The sequence below is a fragment of the Bdellovibrio sp. NC01 genome, from assembly GCF_006874625.1.
Lineage (GTDB): Bacteria > Bdellovibrionota > Bdellovibrionia > Bdellovibrionales > Bdellovibrionaceae > Bdellovibrio.
The window spans coordinates 3,943,824-3,961,612 of sequence record NZ_CP030034.1 but is presented as its reverse complement, the minus strand read 5'-3'; the positions used below and the strand labels follow the sequence as shown (position 1 = coordinate 3,961,612).

General features: G+C 44.6%; 13 protein-coding genes. 11 read left to right on the top strand and 2 right to left on the bottom strand.

All coding sequences use genetic code 11. From position 1 onward, the window contains the following. Positions 1-2: 2 nt before the first annotated feature. The 5 genes from atpD to DOE51_RS18980 all read left to right on the top strand — a co-directional run bounded on the left by atpD (position 3) and on the right by DOE51_RS18980 (position 7,184). Positions 3-1,409 carry a F0F1 ATP synthase subunit beta gene (atpD, locus tag DOE51_RS19000; protein ID WP_142698094.1) on the top strand — a complete coding sequence of 469 codons (1,407 nt, stop codon included), beginning with the start codon at positions 3-5 and terminating at the stop codon, positions 1,407-1,409. Positions 1,410-1,467: 58 nt separating this feature from the next. Next, the gene (gene atpC, locus DOE51_RS18995; protein WP_142698093.1) at positions 1,468-1,884 is read left to right on the top strand and encodes an ATP synthase F1 subunit epsilon; all 417 of its coding nucleotides are present in this window, start codon (positions 1,468-1,470) and stop codon (positions 1,882-1,884) included. Positions 1,885-2,068: 184 nt separating this feature from the next. Next, positions 2,069-3,148 (top strand): PA0069 family radical SAM protein, encoded by a 1,080-nt coding sequence (locus tag DOE51_RS18990; protein ID WP_142698092.1) that lies wholly within the window; start codon positions 2,069-2,071, stop codon positions 3,146-3,148. Then, positions 3,149-5,581 (top strand): ATP-dependent DNA helicase, encoded by a 2,433-nt coding sequence (locus DOE51_RS18985; protein ID WP_142698091.1) that lies wholly within the window; start codon positions 3,149-3,151, stop codon positions 5,579-5,581. After that, positions 5,571-7,184, top strand: coding sequence for an exonuclease domain-containing protein (locus DOE51_RS18980; RefSeq protein WP_142698090.1), 1,614 nt, complete (start codon positions 5,571-5,573; stop codon positions 7,182-7,184). Before DOE51_RS18985 ends, DOE51_RS18980 begins: the two co-directional genes overlap by 11 nt. A 68-nt stretch (positions 7,185-7,252) precedes the next feature. On the opposite strand, the gene DOE51_RS18975 is transcribed toward DOE51_RS18980, so the two are convergent. Then, positions 7,253-8,950: a glycoside hydrolase family 3 protein gene (locus DOE51_RS18975; protein ID WP_142698089.1), complete on the bottom strand. Its 1,698-nt coding sequence runs from the start codon at positions 8,948-8,950 to the stop codon at positions 7,253-7,255. A 58-nt stretch (positions 8,951-9,008) separates the two neighbouring features. Between DOE51_RS18975 and DOE51_RS18970 the strand changes: the two genes are divergently transcribed. Continuing rightward, a complete protein-coding gene (locus DOE51_RS18970; protein ID WP_142698088.1) occupies positions 9,009-9,731 on the top strand; it encodes a hypothetical protein in 723 nt (240 codons plus the stop codon). 85 nt (positions 9,732-9,816) lie between these two features. Here the strand turns inward: DOE51_RS18970 and mfd are convergent, their stop codons facing one another. After that, on the bottom strand, positions 9,817-13,338 hold the full coding sequence (gene mfd / locus DOE51_RS18965; RefSeq protein ID WP_142698087.1) for a transcription-repair coupling factor: 3,522 nt from the start codon (positions 13,336-13,338) through the stop codon (positions 9,817-9,819). Positions 13,339-13,458: 120 nt separating this feature from the next. On the opposite strand from mfd, the gene DOE51_RS18960 reads away from it, so the two are divergent. The 5 genes from DOE51_RS18960 to nuoL are packed head-to-tail and all read left to right on the top strand — an operon-like array spanning position 13,459 to position 17,786. After that, the gene (locus DOE51_RS18960; protein ID WP_210415548.1) at positions 13,459-13,827 is read left to right on the top strand and encodes an NADH-quinone oxidoreductase subunit A; all 369 of its coding nucleotides are present in this window, start codon (positions 13,459-13,461) and stop codon (positions 13,825-13,827) included. Between the two features lie 9 nt (positions 13,828-13,836). After that, on the top strand, positions 13,837-14,988 hold the full coding sequence (locus DOE51_RS18955; RefSeq protein ID WP_246845195.1) for a complex I subunit 1 family protein: 1,152 nt from the start codon (positions 13,837-13,839) through the stop codon (positions 14,986-14,988). A 10-nt stretch (positions 14,989-14,998) separates the two neighbouring features. After that, positions 14,999-15,535, top strand: a complete 537-nt coding sequence (locus DOE51_RS18950) for an NADH-quinone oxidoreductase subunit J (protein WP_142698084.1) — start codon at positions 14,999-15,001, stop codon at positions 15,533-15,535. After that, complete coding sequence (gene nuoK, locus DOE51_RS18945) at positions 15,525-15,848, top strand: NADH-quinone oxidoreductase subunit NuoK (protein WP_142698083.1); 324 nt, start codon at positions 15,525-15,527, stop codon at positions 15,846-15,848. The genes DOE51_RS18950 and nuoK overlap by 11 nt, the downstream gene beginning before the upstream one ends. A 6-nt stretch (positions 15,849-15,854) precedes the next feature. After that, positions 15,855-17,786, top strand: a complete 1,932-nt coding sequence (gene nuoL / locus DOE51_RS18940) for an NADH-quinone oxidoreductase subunit L (RefSeq protein ID WP_142698082.1) — start codon at positions 15,855-15,857, stop codon at positions 17,784-17,786. The last annotated feature ends 3 nt before the right edge of the window (positions 17,787-17,789 follow it).

The following is a 17,789-nucleotide window of genomic DNA, read 5'->3' as shown; positions in this document are numbered from 1 at the left end:
TAATGGCATTCGGTAAAGTAAAACAGGTATTGGGTCCCGTAGTGGACGTTGAATTCGAAGGCGGTGAATTGCCAGCGATCAACTCTGCACTTCGCGTAACAAATAAATTTATCTCTGAAGCAGAATACAATCTAGTTCTTGAAGTTGCTCAGCACTTGGGTGACGGCGTTGTAAGAACTATCTCTATGGACCAAACTGAAGGTTTAGTTCGTGGCGAAAAAGTTAAAGTATTGGGCACTCAAATCACAGCTCCAGTTGGCCGTGAATCTTTGGGTCGTATCATCAACGTAGTTGGTGAACCAATCGACGAACAAGGTCCAGTAAACGCAAAAGAACACTGGGGTATCCACAGAACTGCTCCTAAATTCGAAGACCAAGCAACTGCTGCAGCAATGTTGATGACTGGTATCAAAGTCGTAGACTTGCTGGCTCCATACGCTAAGGGTGGTAAAATCGGTTTGTTCGGTGGTGCCGGTGTAGGTAAGACAGTTCTTATCCAAGAACTTATCCGTAACATCGCTACTGAGCACGGTGGTTTCTCTGTATTCGCGGGCGTTGGTGAACGTACTCGTGAAGGTAATGACTTGTGGCAAGAGATGAAACAATCTGGCGTATTGGCTAAGACTTCTCTAGTTTTCGGTCAAATGAATGAACCACCTGGAGCACGTGCACGCGTTGCTTTGACTGGTTTGACAGTTGCTGAATACTTCCGTGACGTTGAAAACCAAGACGTTCTTTTCTTCGTTGATAACATCTTCCGCTTTACTCAAGCGGGTGCCGAAGTTTCTGCGTTGTTGGGTCGTATCCCTTCAGCGGTAGGTTACCAACCAACATTGGCGACTGAGATGGGTGCTCTTCAAGAGCGTATCACATCAACTAAAAAAGGTTCGATCACGTCAGTTCAAGCGGTATACGTACCAGCCGATGACTACACGGATCCAGCTCCAGCTACTACATTTACTCACTTGGATGCGACTACAAATCTTGACCGTGATATCGCAGCTATGGCCATCTTCCCAGCGGTTCACCCATTGACGTCTACTTCACGTCTTTTGGATCCAACTGTTATCGGTGAAGAGCACTACAAATGCGCTCGTGACGTTCAAGCATTGTTGCAACGTTACCGTGAACTTCAAGATATCATCGCTATCTTGGGTATGGACGAATTGTCTGAAGCGGATAAATTGGTTGTATCACGTTCTCGTAAGATCCAACGTTTCTTGTCTCAGCCGTTCTTCGTTGCTGAGCAGTTCACTGGTCTTTCTGGTAAATACGTTGATATCAAAGACACTGTTAAAGGTTTCCGTGAGATCCTTGACGGTAAACACGATGCTCTTCCTGAACAAGCGTTCTACCTTGTTGGTACTATCGAAGACGTTATCGAAAAAGCTAAGAAGTTGCAGGCGTAGTTCTTACGAACTACGTTTTCATGAAGCGGCTTAACGGCCGCTTTGGAAAAGGTGATTTATGTTTAAACTGACTATCGTGACTCCAGAGCGTCGTCTTCTTATCGACCAAGAGGTTGAAGAAGTGACTGTTCCTGGTTTTAAAGGGGAACTTAATATTCTTCCTGGTCACGCGCCTCTTATCACTACACTAGGTATTGGTGTGATGAAATGGAGACTTAAAGGTCAAGAAAAGCAAAACCAAGCTGTTATCAGCTGGGGATATTGCCAAGTAAGTCCTGAAGGCGTGAATGTTCTAGCTAATATTGCTGATCTGCCGGAAGAAATCGATCTTGTTGCGACGAAAGAGTACCTAGACAAATCTGAGAAACACGTTCTTAACGAAGTGATCACAGATGCTGACTGGACTGAGTTCCAAAAAGAATGGACTCGTGCAAGAGCGAAAATCGAAGTTGCTGAGAGCCTTCCAAAAAAATAATTTTGGAACCAATCAAATGATTTCTAAGAAAAGCTCAAGTTTAACGACTTGGGCTTTTTTATTTTCTGAAGTCGCTTAAAACCCGCTCTGGCAGCGGTTTTCCCGATGTTTTGTTTAGGTCCAGCGCAGCGCTCGTTTTGATTTTTCCCGACGGGAATTAGGCAAATATGCGATACTGCTTTTAATGAGTCGCGAATTTCGCAAAGACATCCGAGGCCGAGGCGCTAGCAGTAATATTCCCAATCGATTCGATTCTCTCAAGTACGAAGCCGAGCCACAGGATTTCGATAATTATTTAGAAGAAGAAAAGCCGCGCCTTCAAACGCAAATTTTGAAGGACACGTCTCGTTCTGTTTTAACGAAGAACGATTCGCCGGATATTGGTTTTACGTACTCGGTGAATCCATATCGTGGGTGCGAGCATGGTTGCATTTATTGTTATGCGCGTCCCACGCATGAGTATCTTGGATTTTCCGCAGGTCTTGATTTTGAATCAAAAATTTTCGTGAAAGAAGAAGCGCCGAAGTTGCTTGAAGAAGCATTGATGAAAAAGTCATGGCAGCCGGAAACTATTGTCATGAGTGGCATCACGGATTGCTATCAGCCACTTGAGCGCAAGATGGAACTGACACGTGGCTGTTTGCAGGTGCTTGCGAAATTTAAAAATCCTGGTGCGATTATTACTAAAAACTTTCTTGTTACGCGTGATCTTGATGTTTTGAAAGAGATGGCGGCTTACAATGGCATTCGCGTATTCATCTCTATAACAAGTTTGGATGACGACCTCATTCAGGTATTAGAGCCGCGCACTTCGCGTCCCGCAGCTCGTTTAAAAGCGATTGAGATGCTAGCCAATGCGGGTGTGCCAGTGGGTGTGAATGTTGCGCCGGTGATTTTGGGTTTAACGGATCATGAAATGCCTGCGATTTTGAAGGCGGCTCGTGACGCCGGTGCGTATTCAGCTGGTTACACTCCGTTGCGATTGCCGTTGGCGGTGGCGCCATTATTTGAAGAATGGTTGGAAGTGCATCGTCCGCTGCGTAAAGATAAAGTCGTGAACGCGGTTAAAGATATTCGTGGCGGCAAGATGAACGACGCTAATTTTGGTTCGCGCATGCGTGGACAAGGGCCGCGTGCGGATCAGTTGGCACAGGTCTTTGATGTCTACACTCGTAAATATGGATTAAATGAAAAGAAATTCACTCTTAGCGCTGAGCATTTTCAGCGACCGGGTGACCAATTGAGTTTTAAGATCGACGAATAGATGGCAAAGAAAACCGCAACCAGAAAAGTTCACCTTGATATTCGTCAGTTTGCGCTGCCATGTCCGCGCGTGGGTTCGATCGAAGCAAATTCTGGTTATGGTCAGTTACCGCAATTGGGTGTCGAGATTCATCAAAACATTCAACGTAAACGCATTCGTGAAGTTCCGGGTTACACAGCGGAAAAGCCGTTGAAGATGGAATTCACACGTGAGCAATACATCTTTGTGGTTTCAGGTCGCGCCGATGGTGTGGTCGAAGGCCATTCTTGTCAGATCGAAGAAATCAAATCAGCATTCGATATTGAATCATTAGAACGCAAGCTTGCGACAGATGAAAATCATCCTTACGTGTGGCAGCTGCGCACTTACGGTTACATTTATTATAAACAAACCGGGGAAATTCCGGATTTGAAAATGCTTTTGGTGTCGTCGCGCAACTTCAAGATGTCAGAGATGTATTTTGATCTTGATATCGAAGAGTACGAAGCATGGATGGCGTTACGTTTAGCGGAACTTGTTGAAGAAACAAAGATGCGCGAAAAGCTCTTCAAAAAACGCGTTGAGATCTCTGGCGACCTACAATTTCCATTTTCATCGCCGCGCCCTGGGCAGACAGAACTCATCGCTGCTATTGAAGAAGGTTTTACTTCTGAAAAGCGGATGTTAATTCAAGCGCCGACGGGATTAGGAAAAACAATTGGCGTGCTTTATCCTTCGTTGAAAGAGTCTTTGGCGCGTGGACAGAAGGTGATTTATGTCACGCCTAAGAATTCCCAACATCAAGTGGCGGAAGAAGCGGTTGAACGCTTGCAGGAATTGGGTGCGAATGTTCGTCCTTTAACAATTACCGCAAAAAGTAAGATGTGTTTTAAGAATGAACCTTTGTGTAATCCGCAGTACTGCGAATTTGCGAAGGATTATTATAAGAAGGTTGCGGAAAATGACCTTGTTAATAAGGTTTCTAAACTTCGCTCTTTAAGTCAGAAAAAATTACGGGAGCTGGGTGAGGAATATCAAGTTTGTCCCTTCGAACTTTCTGTTGAAGCTATCGAGCGTGCCGATGTTGTGATTGCCGACTATAACTATGTGTTTTCTACGCGAAGCCTAGTGGGTCGGTTGAGTGAGCCTTTATTGGAACCTTCGGAAAAAGCCAATCTTGTGATTGATGAAGCCCATAACTTGCCTTCACGTGCGCAGGATTATTTTTCACCGTCCTTATCGACGCGTGAATTGCGTAATTTAGAAGATTCGTTGAAAAAGGTGGCACCACAGTTTTACAAGCGTGCGCTTGAGTTTTGCAAAGAAGCACAAACCTTGATTGAAGAATATCGTGGTGAATCGCGTATTGTGGAAATTGATTTTGATCCGATCTTTGATTTAGAAAAGCGTCTGCGTGATTTTTTATCTGAATATCTTGAAGCGGATGTTGAGATACAAAATCAAGATGGCATTTTGCGTTTGGTAAACACTTGGTCAGACTTTGCCTTAGCGCTTGAGCTGCGTGGGGAAGAGTTCTTTCAAACCTATCAGCGCGGTCGCATGTTCGGTGAAGAGAACGAAACACTGAAGGTGACTTGTTGTGATGCTTCAGCACACTTGCATGAAGTCTATAAGTCTTTTAAGAATGTCGTGGCTTTTTCTGCGACACTGAAGCCTTTCGAGTTTTCTTCGAAGTTGCTGGGTTTGCCAGAGGAAGAAACGCAGTGTTTAGAGTTTGTATCGCCGTTTCCGCGTGAGCATCGCAAAATCATTTTAATTCCGCAGATCTCTACAAAATATCGTGAACGTGCTTCTAGTGCGCCGAAGATTGCGCAGGCTATGGAAAAGATCATGGCGGTGAAGCCGGGTAACTATATTGCCCTCTTTCCTAGTTTTGAATTTATGAAGGATGTAGAAAAGCATCTACGTGAAAGTTTCTATCAGCGCTTAGTGCAACAACGGGATATGAAAGCGCAGCGAGTGGAAGACTTTTTATCGTTCATGAAGAACAACGATCTACCAACGTTGTTGTTAGCGGTGCAGGGCGGAGTTTTCTCTGAGGGTGTGGATTTCCCTGGGGATATGTTGATTGGCGCATTTGTTATTGGGCCGGCTTTGCCGACTTTCGATTTCGAACGTGAGAAAATTCGCGAATACTTTGAAAAGAAGAACGAAAAAAATGTGGCCTTCAATTACACGTATGTTTATCCAGCAATGGCAAAAACGATTCAGTCAGCAGGGCGTGTGATTCGCTCTGAAAATGATAAGGGTCTGATTGTTTTGATGGATTCTCGCTTCCTGGAAAGCACTTATTCAGAGACGATGCCGCAGGGTTGGTTTGAAACGTCTCCGCAAGAATTAGTCTCGCAAAAAATTATTTCTGATGTTACTGATTTCTGGAAAAGCATCGAGGCCATGAAGCCCGCTAAGGAGGAAGTAATCAATGAAGCTTAATGAACTTCCTTTATTCTTTCTTGATCTTCAGACAACGGGCGCTAAGCCTGAAAGTGGCGCGCATATCTTAGAGATGGCGTGGTCGACTTTGGACAGCGAGATTGAAAGTTCAATCGTGGCTTTGCCTGAAGGCGAAAAAGTTCCTTACCGCATTCAGATGATCACTGGGATCTTCACTGAAGATCTTGATACGGCTCTTTCCGCCGAACATTTATTTGGGAACATCGAAGAAAAATATAAAGACCATCACTGTGTGATTCACTTTGCGCAATTTGAAAAACCATTTTTGGCTGATGCTTATGAAAAGCTTCAACGAGAAATGCCTTTTCCGATTTTGTGTACTCACGAAATTGCGAAACGCTTGCTACCGAATCTTCCGACCCGTGGAATTAAAGGCTTGGCTGGATATTTTGGATTACCGTCTGGTGATTTAAAACGTTCCGCACATCAAGTGGAGGCGACGCGTGTGATTTGGAAAGGGCTTGTCGGTGCCCTGGCTGAAAAGGGCATTCATACTTTTGATGATCTATCGGTGTGGATGCAGGATACTCCGAAAGCGAAGCGCACAAAGTACGAATATCCTTTACCCAAAGAAAAGCGTTTAGAATTACCTGATCAACCAGGCGTGTATCGTATGGTTAGTAAATGGAATGAAATTCTGTACGTCGGCAAAGCGACTTCTCTGAAGTCTCGCGTGAATAGTTATTTCCGTGGACAGAAAAATCGTGATCCGCGCAAACTTGAAATGCTCACGCAAGTTTATGATTTGCAAGTTACAGTGTGCGGTAGCCCTCTTGAGGCGGCATTGTTAGAGACGGACGAAATCAAACGTCTTGATCCGCGCTACAACATCAGTTTAAAAGTTGGCGCGCGTGGAATTGTGTTTTTCAATCGCGATTTCAGCAATCTGAGTTTTGAACAAGACGAAGAATTCTGCGTGGGACCATTTTCAAGCGCGATGGTGTTCGATTCGGTTCGTAATCTTGCGGATTGTTTGGCATCAGCAGAATTCCACGACAACATCTTCTTTGAACCGATTGATGCAGACTTAGTGAAAGAAGGCTTTGCCTTATTCTGCGAACGTCATGGCTTGGAGCCATACACATTTACGTCGGTTCGTTCAATCCTGGCTTTAGGCATCTGGTGGGATCGCCAAGAAAAGTTTGTTGAAGAAGAATTGGAAGAAGAGATTGAATCCGAAGAGACTTCTTCGGATAAATTGGTACTGTTGGCGGAATTTGAAGACGCGAACTCTTCGAGTGAAGAAGAGGAAGAGGACATCATTCTTACGGCAGAAGATATTGCTGATAAGTTTGAACGTCACTTTGTTCGCGCGGGACGAGCTTATTTGAGAGCGAAAGAACTAACTAAAATTCTAAATTCCAATATCGATTTCAAAATTGATGAAGAAGATCCACAGACGCACTACCAACTTAAAATTCGCAAAGGTTTTGTGACCCACGAAGCAACTGCGGAACGAGTGAAGAAAGTTCAGTTGTGGAAAGGATTGGATATCGACACCTATGATCGCATGAGCGTCTTACTTTCGGAGTTGATGAAAATTCAGTCTCACGATGGTGTCGTTACGATTCAACCTCTTTAATAAGTGGCCAGCACTGATCTTGATGGCGGTATTTAATTTGTAAAATCAAATAGATATTTTTGTATCGATTAAAACGTAGCGATATTGTTGTTGTTCGAACGAACCACTTGAGCGGAATGATTATTAAGAATCTCGTTCAAGTGTTCAGCGACCTTTTTTCCAGAGTCCTTGTGATTAAAATACAATTGAATAACTTTGCGATATGGTCTTTCGCGCGGAATGAGTCCTGGTGATGATAGATTTACCACGATCATTTTGCCTTTTATATCCTTAGGCAAAGAGCGTAGAAGCTTCGCCGTTTTAGCACCCGTGATGGCCATGACCATAACTGGGCAGCGGCCTTCTGACCATTGCATGATCTCTGTTGAATCGGAATCGTTGGCTATGCGATAGCTTAAGACTTTTAAAGCTGTTGCCGACTTAAAACTTTGCAGAAAATCTTGTGATGGCGACATCACACACGCACGTTGAACCGAAGCGGGTAGGCGAGGTTTCGCTTTGGCTGCGGACTTTGTTGGTAACACCTTGGGAATAAGACTTGTCTTAATATTCGAACTTAGGATTTCTTCATCAAGCTCTGCATATTTTTTTGAACTTAAACTTCCGGCATTTACCACTAGAGGCTGCGAAGGATCTTTTTTATAAACATTCGCAAAAGCTTTCACTGTCAGAATGCGGTGAAGTTTTGCATTCAGCTCTGCTTCGGAAACTTCTCCGGTATGTACAGACTGACGAACAAGGCGAATTGCTTTTTCTTGATCAGCGAAAGACCAAGTTAACATCACGATATCGGCACCAGCTTTAATCGCTTTTAATGCCGCGATTTCGGGGCGAAGCAATTGCTTTGAACCTTTCATCTGCAAATCATCAGTGACCACAAGGCCTTTGTATTTCAAATCTTCGCGCAACAGCTCTGTGGATATCTTCGGGGAAAAGCTTGCAGGTTCTTTGGATTTATCTAATGCGGGATAAATAGAATGGGAAAGCATCACTGCGATGTTCGAACCCAATGAAGAATATCCTTCGAAGGGGACAAGATCTTTTTTCTTTAATTCAGAAATGCTAGCGGTATTGCGCACGATTGTAGAGTGCGGATCGGCGCGCAGATTACCCGTGCCGGGAAAGTGTTTTGCTGTCGGGATCACACGTGAACGCATGAGGCCTTTTGAGTAAGCGACACCGATGTCTTTAACTAGCGTCGGATCTGAACCGAAAGATCTTACTCCAATAAAGCTTAATGAAAATGGATCAGCAACATCTAGCACCGGCGCAAGATTCATGTTGAAACCCACTTCGCGTAAGAATAAGCCAGTTTGATAACCCATCTCTTCCGCAAGAAGTGGCGACTGAGTTTGTCCAATAGCAAGAGCATTGGGTTGCGCCGGCTGAATTGGTAAACGCGAAACGGCTCCGCCTTCTTGATCGATTGCAATCAGTGGTGGAAGCTTCGTGCTTTTGTAAACCGCTTGATAGAGTTCAGCATTCAACGCTTTAATTTGCGCTAGGTTTTGAACGTTGCGTTTGAATAAAAGGAATGAACCAGGTTTGTATTTCGTGATGAAATCGGAAAGTTCGGGCTCCATCTTCGTTTGTGGAAAACCGACGATGAAGAGCTGGCCGACTTTTTCTTCCAAGGTCATTTTTTGGATTTTACCGTCGATGATTTGATCGAGCGATTTAGCTTGGGCTAGAACAAGGGCGGGAAAAATACAAATCAGTGTACTAATGCTAAAAATCCGAGAAATTTCCCTGATATACTTGTTCATATAAAATTTAGATTATCATCGGGCGTAAAGCAAAACAGGCAAGATTTGAGCAACTAAAATGAAATTGCACCAAAGTCTGAACATTCTCTTCACATTGCTTATCACATTCGTATGTGGATCTTTCTCTATCGCCGCAACAAATGAAGACCAGTCTCTTGTCGAGGTCAGAATTGCACAAGATGTTCTGGCTCCTTATCGTGAACGCCGCGGGACTCATGGATTCATGTTTGGCGTAGACTACGAGGGTTTGGTTTTAAAAAACTTTTTTTCAGCGATTGATGGAGCGACTTATTCAGATTCATATGGCTCTGATGCCATTCCATTTATTCATCTGAGCTTGGACTATAAATATAATTTCTCTTTAGGTTCATTCGCGTTGGGTGCTGATTTCGGAAGTGGCTCGATTAAAGGAAATGCGGATCACTCGTTAGATGTTACGAAATACGGTGCGGGCTTAAAATTTATTGCTGATGCGATTTTGCCAGAGCCTTATGTGGCGCCCTACATCGGTATCAACGCTTGGCAAATGGCCACAAAAGATTCCAACGGCACAGATTCAAAAAGCGAGACAACAGGCATCGGCTATAACTACACGGTTGGTTTGTTATTGCAGCTTGATTGGATCGACTACGAAACCGCAAAACAAGCGACGTTCAATTACGGTTTACAAAACACATACATCGACGTCTACGCCACTCAATACGCAAAGACCGGTGACGAAGCCGACGTAAATACCGAAACCGATTTCTTATTCGGCGCCGGCATCAAATTCGAATTCTAATCCACCGCAAATCCGTGAAACGGAATAACGCACCATGGGCCCAAAAAAGTGCCAGGCACTTTTGCGGAAAGAATGGCAGGCACCCCTAGATGAGTCTTAGGAGTTGTTCTAGTTCTTCGTAGACTGCTGACCAGCTTATTGTGCTGAGTTTGATGTTCAGGCGGTTGTCTGGAGTTAGAGAGTATTTTTTGGATTCTCTGACTGCGAGTTGGATCACCACTTCTGGTTTTAGTTTTGTTTTTTCTGTGAAGATCAATGACACGGATTTGACTCCGGCGCTGACGTCACGCACGCCAAGCTCTTTACATTGACGACGGATCAGCATCAGACCCATCAAGTTCACTGTTTGATCTGGGATTGGACCGAACTGATCGCGCAGTTCTTCTTCAATCCGATCTAGATCGTCTTGCGAGCTGATCTCTGCCAAGGCTTTGTAGTAACCTAAACGAATACGAATATCTTTGATGTAAGCATCCGGAATCAAAGCAGGGATTTTCAAATTGATTTCTGGATCAAGCTCCATGTCTTCAACAGATTCACCTTTTGCTTCGGCCAAAGCTTCATTCAAAAGATCCATGTACAGTTCATAACCGACAGTGTTGACGTGACCGGATTGCTCTTCACCTAAAATATTTCCAGAGCCACGCAATTCTAAATCGTACTGCGCGATTTTAATACCGCTGCCCAGTGCTGTGTTTTCTTGAATGATCTTCAAACGTTCTTGTTGTTCTTTATCCAACTTACGATCACGCGGCATCATCAAGTAACAATACGCACGCGTCTTACTGCGACCCACACGGCCGCGCAATTGATAGAGCTGTGATAAACCAAACATGTGCGCTGAATCGATGAACATCGTATTTGCGCGTGGCACGTCCATGCCCGATTCAACGATCGCCGTACAAATTAGAACGTCAATTTCATGATGAAAGAAGGCAAGCATCGCTTTTTCAAGTTCGTGTTCTTCCATTTGTCCATGGGCTACACGAATACGTGCTTCAGGAACGATTTGTCTGATTTCATCTGCTAAGCCGTAAATAGATTCGATACGGTTATGAATGAAATAAACCTGACCGCCGCGCGAAATTTCTGCACTGATGGCCTTGCGAATTGTTTCTTGATCAAATTTCGTCACGAACGTACGAGTCGGCAAACGATCGACGGGTGCGGTATTGATTAAACTTAAATCGCGAATCCCAACCAATGCCATATTTAATGTGCGTGGAATCGGTGTCGCTGACAATGTCAGCGTGTCGACACTGGTGCGGATCTTTTTAATTTTCTCTTTATGAGTGACGCCGAATTTTTGTTCTTCGTCGATAATCAAAAGACCTAAGTCTTTATAGGCAATTGATGAACCCAAAAGCTTATGAGTGCCCACCACAAGATCGACTTTTCCATCTTTCAAATCTTGAATAGTCTTTTTAGTTTCTGCCGGCGTAACGAAACGATTCAAAACTCGAATATCAACGGGCCATCCTTCAAAACGTTTTTTAAATGTTTCAAAGTGCTGGAATGTTAATACGGTCGTCGGCGCAAGCACGGCCACTTGTTTACGTGCTTGAATCGCAAAGAACGCCGCACGCATTGCCACTTCGGTTTTACCAAAGCCCACGTCACCACACACCAAACGATCCATCGGTTTGGTCGAAGTTAAATCGCGAGAGATATCACCGATGGCGCGTAACTGATCGTCGGTTTCCTCATAAGGAAAACCATTTTCAAATAAAGCGATTTCTTCTTCTTTGAAATGGAATGGCGGGCGATGCATTTCTGCGCGTTTTGCGTAAAGGGCCAACAAGTCGGCAGCGATATCACGAACGTGTGATTTAACTTTGGCTTTCGTTTTTTCCCAAGCCGTGCCACCCAGTTTATCTAAAACTGAAGTTGCACCTGCGCCCGAGAATTTCTGCAACTGACCGACACGATAGACGGGCAGATATAATTTATCTTTATCTTTGTAGCCGACCTGAATGTATTCAGAGTCAACTCCGCCGATGTTCATGATCTTAAGGCCTTCGTAAACACCGATACCGTGTTTCACGTGCACAACCAGATCGCCAGGTTTTAAATCACCGAATGCAAGACGCTTCGCTTGTTTTTGGAAATCCTGTGCACCCGAAGATTCACGCGAGCGAGTCTTCTTGCCATAGAAATCTTCATCACGAAGGAAAATAACCATTTCTTCGTCAAGGCGAAGACTGTCAGCAAGATAGCGTGGAATAATATGGACGAGGTGTTTGTCGCCATCTTGCTCTTGCAACCACGAATCCCATTTGTATTCGTCATCGCGAGTGCGCACAGCTTTCAGTTCAAGTTTTTCGAAAATCAAGGCAAGACGATCAATGTGCGACTGATTTTTAGTCCCAACAAAGATGCGATAACCTTCGTCGCGCCAACGATGAAGCTTATTAGTAGCGGCACGCAACCACTCTTCAGAGCCAACTGCATTAGATCTACTTAAATTCGTGAAGTCTGTGGTTAAAGCCGTTTTGTATTCTACATTCGCGTCGGCAGATTCTTCGCCCTCGAGATATTCTAAAGACGAGAAATACAATTGGCGCGAACCTTGAGGATAGTCAATTTTATCAAAGCCCACATATAACTCGTCCATGAGCGGACGAATGACATGGGCTTCGCTGGTTGCGAAGTCTGCTTTAAGATCAGCCATGAATTCATCAGCACAACGTGCGATTTCAATCGGATCTAAGAAAAACACATTTAAAGCAGACGGGAAGTGCGCAAGTGGTGAAACCAACTCGCCATAAAAATACGGAATAAGAAATTCAATTCCAGGAAAAGCATTTTTTAAAACTAAAGAGCGTAGTGTTTCTTCAGCTTCGGCTTTTTCAACAGGACGCGAATCAATATTTGCGCGCACTCGCTGCAAAAGTTTTTCGTGAACTTCATCGCGGAATAAAACTTCGCGCGCAGGACATAAAGTGAAGGACTGAATTTCGTCGGCACTTCTTTGATCTTCAACACTGAAGTGGCGAATCGTTTCGACCTGATCGCCGAACAAATCCAAACGCACTGGCATTTTTTCGGTTGGTGGAAAGATATCAACGATACCACCACGCAAAGCATATTGGCCTTTGTCTTCAACCATCGGTGCCGAGACGTAACCCAGCGAGTTCAAATAACCCGCGATATCTTCCGGAAGCTCATCGCCCGACTTCAAAACGCGAGTAAATTCTTTCAAAATTTTCGGCGGCAAAGTTTTTTGCATCAACGCGTCAGAAGAAGATATGAAGATTTCTCCGGCTTTCGCGTTCTGCGCTTTCGCCAAAAAATTTAAACGATCCGAAACACTTTGCGAGTTTGGATAAAGTCCGGAGTAAGCCGAAACGTCGAAAGCAGACAGAATTGTGCTCTGACGAAGTGGGTCAAAGAACTCAATGAGCTGCTGAAGTTCAAGTGCTTCTTCGTGACTGCCGACTACAACTAAGTGCGGCAAGCTGTTGATTTTTTTAGAGTAAGTCTGAGACAAAAAGAAAGCGAGCGCGAGCGGTGACGAGGCTCCCGTGACTTGAATTTTTCCGCGTGATGTTTCGAAGGCTCTTTCGAGAATCGACTCGAGCCTTGTATGAGTCATTTCTGCTTTCATTTTGTGGGCTTATCTTGCCATGCTTATCGCCTTGTTTCTATTCTAATTTCTTGGTTTTCACAGACGACACATATATAACTAATTGAAATCCAAATAATAACGACAACTTTGGAGGGTTACGTGCCACTCGGTGGAGTCATTTTCATCGTCATTTTTATTGCGCTTTTTGGAAGCTTTCTTGTCTGGTTATCGATCAAAACCGGTGGAAAAGTACACTATCATCCGATCAAGTATGAACCGTATGAGTGCGGTATTCCAGCGCTCGACAAAAAGGATACGAAAGTTTCAGTTAAGTTCTATCTAACTGCGATCCTTTTCATCCTCTTCGATATCGAGATCATTTTCATGTATCCATGGGCAACTTCATTCCGTGAGTTCATCGCTTCCGGTCAAGGTGCTGTGGTATTTGGATCAATGATCTTCTTCTTGGCCGTATTCATCTTCGGCTTGTTCTGGGAAGTAAAATCAAAAGCATTGGAATGGGATTAATCAATGAACATGGGTAGAGACGCATTCGAAATTATTGTTAACGGGCTGAAGCTCGTTATTATCTTTTTGATGATCGTACAACTCGTGCCAATCCTTGTATGGGTTGAGCGTCGTGGTTCTGCTTTCATCCAAAATCGTTTGGGACCGAATCGTGTTGGACCTTTGGGTTTAATGCAGTTGTTGGCCGATGCGGTGAAATTCTTGACGAAGGAAGCTTTCGTTCCAGATACAGCAAAACCATTGTTGTACTACGCAGCTCCGATCTTCGCTTTGATTCCTGGTGCCGTGGCATTCGCAGCGATTCCAATGTCGACTCCGTTCACAGTTGGAACGTTTGAATTGTTCGGTCAAACTTGGGGTCCTTACACTTTCCTAGTTCAAGGTTACGACATCGGTATCGGTATCGTGTTCATCTTGGGTGTTTCTTCACTTGCTGCTTACACATTGTTGATGGCGGGTTGGGGTTCAGGAAATAAGTACTCTTTGATGGGTGCCCTTCGTGCTTCGGCGCAAACGATTTCTTACGAATTGGCTTTGGGCCTTTCAATCGTTGGCGTGATCATGATGTACGGAACTTTCAATTTGTCTGAAATGATCGGCATGCAACAAGGTGGCTTGCACTTTAACTTCATGGGTTATTCAGTGGCGGCGAACTGGCTTCCAAACTGGGGTATCTTCTTCCAGCCTCTTGGAGCATTGTTGTTCTTCACTTCAACATTCGCGGAATCAAACCGTTTGCCATTCGACTTGGCAGAGGGTGAAGCAGAGCTAGTTGCCGGTTTCCATACTGAGTACGGCGGCTTCAAATTCAACATGTTCTTCATCGGTGAGTACGGTCACATGATGGTGTCTGCGGGCTTGATGATCATCTTCTTCTTCGGTGGTTACAGCATCCCTTACATCTCTCCTGAACAAGTTCACCAATGGGCAATGACGGTAACGTCGACTCCGAACTGGGCAAGTGCATTGACTGCTTTGATCCACTTCTTGGTGTTCAACGTGAAGTTCTTTGCGTTCTTGTGGATTTTCATTTGGGTACGTTGGACTCTTCCTCGCTTCCGTTACGATCAGTTGATGGATTTGGGTTGGAAGACGATGTTGCCATGGGCTTTGGGTAACACGATCGTAACAGCTTTCGTGATTTACATCGCGTCATTGTAAGGAGACGAACGTGACAGCAGATTCTTTTCTATTTTGGTTTTTAGCAGTCGTAACTCTGGTTTCAGGCCTGAGTGTGATCTTGTTGAGCAATCCGATTTATTCGGCTTTGTGCTTGGCGATGACGATGGTTGGTATCTCGGCTTTGTTCGTAACGTTGAACGCTTACTTTATTGCGGGTGTTCAGTTGATCGTTTACGCCGGCGCCGTGATGGTTCTATTCACGATGGTTATCATGTTGTTCGACTTGAAACATGACGTTCAGGCTTTCACTCGCGGCAAATTAAGCGGCGTTTTGAAAATCGGTTCTGTTGGTTTACTAGCAGGTTTGATCGTTGGTGCGATCGCAATGTCTGTTGGTTTGTTGACTGAAAAAACAACTGACAATCCAGTGATGGTTGGAACAGGCATGGAGACGACAAAAGCTCTAGGTCAAATCCTCTTCACAAAATATCTTTTCGGTTTTGAAGCTCTTGGCGTTTTACTTCTAGTAATCGCAGTGGGCGCGGTAGCTCTTTCTCGCAGTAAAGGCGGAACTCATGAACACTAATTTCATCAACGAAATCGGCCTTACACACTACTTGGTTTTGGCAGCGATTCTTTTCGTGATCGGCATGGCGGGCGTACTTGTTCGTCGTAACGTGATCGTTCTATTGATGTCGATTGAGCTTATGTTGAACTCTGTGAACCTTACATTCGTGGCTTTCAGTAAATATCTTGGCCATCTTGAAGGTCACATCATGGTGTTCTTTGTAATGACAATCGCTGCAGCAGAAGCGGCTGTGGGTCTTGCCCTTGCAGTTTCTATCTTTAAACGTTTCAACGAAGTGAATATTCGCTTCTTCGAACATTTGAAAGGGTAAGGATCAATGAATCATTCAATCTTGATGGCCATTGTTATTCTGAGCCCGCTTGTTGGTTTCCTAATCAACGGCGCTAGATACAAAAAACACTCCGGCAATGTTGCTGGTACAATCGCGACTTTGGCTGTTGCGATCTCTTTCATCTCTTCAATCCTTTTGGTTGTAGATCTTATCGGAATGCCTGAAGACGCTCGTCGTATAGCGGTGAGCTTCTTTGAGTGGATGGCGGTTGATAAATTTAAAATCAACGCCGGTTTCGTAGTCGATCAAATCAGCGCGATCATGATTCTTATCATCACGGGCGTTGGTACTTTGATCCACTTGTTCTCGATCGGATACATGCACCATGATAAAGGTGTTGCGAAATACTTCGCGTACTTGAATCTGTTCATCTTCAACATGTTGTTGCTAGTTCTTGGTGATAGCTTGCTTGTGATGTTCGTAGGTTGGGAAGGCGTTGGTCTTTGCTCTTACTTGCTAATCGGTTTCTGGTTCACGGATTCAGAAAAAGCCGCAGCAGGCATGAAAGCATTCATCACGAATCGTGTTGGTGACGCCGCTTTCTTGCTTGGTATGTTCATCCTATTCATGACATTCGGCACTTTGAACTTCCACGAGTTGAACGCTTTGGCGCCAACGACTGCAGAAGCTTCTTGGTTGGGTGCTGTGACTTTGGGAACAATGTTCTTGTTCATCGGTGCCACTGGTAAATCTGCACAGATTCCATTGTACGTTTGGCTTCCAGATGCGATGGCCGGTCCAACTCCAGTATCAGCGTTGATCCATGCGGCGACGATGGTTACTGCGGGTGTGTACATGATCGTTCGTTTGAATCCGTTGTTCATCATGGCTCCTAATACAATGATGGTTATCGCGATCATCGGTGCAGCAACTGCGGTTCTTGCAGCGACTATCGGTATGACTCAATGGGATATCAAAAAAGTTTTGGCTTACTCGACGGTATCACAACTTGGTTACATGTTCCTTGCTTGCGGTGTGGGTGCATTTGGCGCAGCGATGTTCCACTTGATGACTCACGCATTCTTCAAAGCCTTGATGTTCTTGGGTTCTGGTTCTGTGATCCATGCGATGCACGAAGAACAAGATATTCGTAAGATGGGTGCTTTGAAAAAATATATGCCGATCACGCACATCACTTTCTTTTTGGGTTGGTTGGCGATCATCGGTATGCCGCCATTCGCAGGCTTCTTCTCTAAGGACGAAATCTTGGCGATGGCTTTCCACTCACCATTGGGTTCTCCATGGTTGTGGGCAGCGGGTGCATTGGGCGCGACTTTGACAGCGTTCTATATGACTCGTTTGATGGCTCTTACTTTCTGGGGTAAATCACGCGTTCCTTCAGATGTTCATCCTCATGAATCTCCAGCATTGATGACGATCCCGTTGATCGTGCTTGCGATCTTGTCGGTGATTGGCGGTTGGATTGGTATTCCTCACGTGATCGGTGAACACCTTGGTGAAATCCCGAACGTTTGGGAACACTGGTTGCACCCGTTGATTAAAGAAGTTCCGAACATGCACCACATGGAAGCTTCAACTGAATGGGCTTTGATGGGTACTTCAGTTGGTTTGGCTTTGATCTCTGCTTTTGTTGCTTACACTTTCTATGTGAAGAAACCAGAAGCTCCGAAGAAATTCGCAGAAAGCATCAAGCCTGTTTACAACTTGGTTTATAACAAATATTTCGTGGACGAAGCTTACTTCGGCGGAATCATTAATCCTTTAGTAAACGGCAGTAAGAATCTTTGGTACTACGTTGATGTTAACTTCATCGACAAGTGCACTTACTGGGCGGGTGATTTGGTGAAGGGAATGGGTTCTTTGGCTCGCTCTCTTCAAACTGGAAATTTACAGCAATATGCGATGTACATCGGTATCGGTGTAGTTGTCGTACTTTCCTTTGTGATCATGAGGTAACGG

Coding starts and splice junctions, on each gene's coding strand:
- atpD (WP_142698094.1), top strand. CDS start 3: ATGGCATTCGGTAAAGTAAAACAGGTATTGGGTCCCGTAGTGGACGTT.
- atpC (WP_142698093.1), top strand. CDS start 1,468: ATGTTTAAACTGACTATCGTGACTCCAGAGCGTCGTCTTCTTATCGAC.
- DOE51_RS18990 (WP_142698092.1), top strand. CDS start 2,069: ATGAGTCGCGAATTTCGCAAAGACATCCGAGGCCGAGGCGCTAGCAGT.
- DOE51_RS18985 (WP_142698091.1), top strand. CDS start 3,149: ATGGCAAAGAAAACCGCAACCAGAAAAGTTCACCTTGATATTCGTCAG.
- DOE51_RS18980 (WP_142698090.1), top strand. CDS start 5,571: ATGAAGCTTAATGAACTTCCTTTATTCTTTCTTGATCTTCAGACAACG.
- DOE51_RS18975 (WP_142698089.1), bottom strand. CDS start 8,950: ATGAACAAGTATATCAGGGAAATTTCTCGGATTTTTAGCATTAGTACA.
- DOE51_RS18970 (WP_142698088.1), top strand. CDS start 9,009: ATGAAATTGCACCAAAGTCTGAACATTCTCTTCACATTGCTTATCACA.
- mfd (WP_142698087.1), bottom strand. CDS start 13,338: ATGAAAGCAGAAATGACTCATACAAGGCTCGAGTCGATTCTCGAAAGA.
- DOE51_RS18955 (WP_246845195.1), top strand. CDS start 13,837: ATGGGTAGAGACGCATTCGAAATTATTGTTAACGGGCTGAAGCTCGTT.
- nuoK (WP_142698083.1), top strand. CDS start 15,525: ATGAACACTAATTTCATCAACGAAATCGGCCTTACACACTACTTGGTT.
- nuoL (WP_142698082.1), top strand. CDS start 15,855: ATGAATCATTCAATCTTGATGGCCATTGTTATTCTGAGCCCGCTTGTT.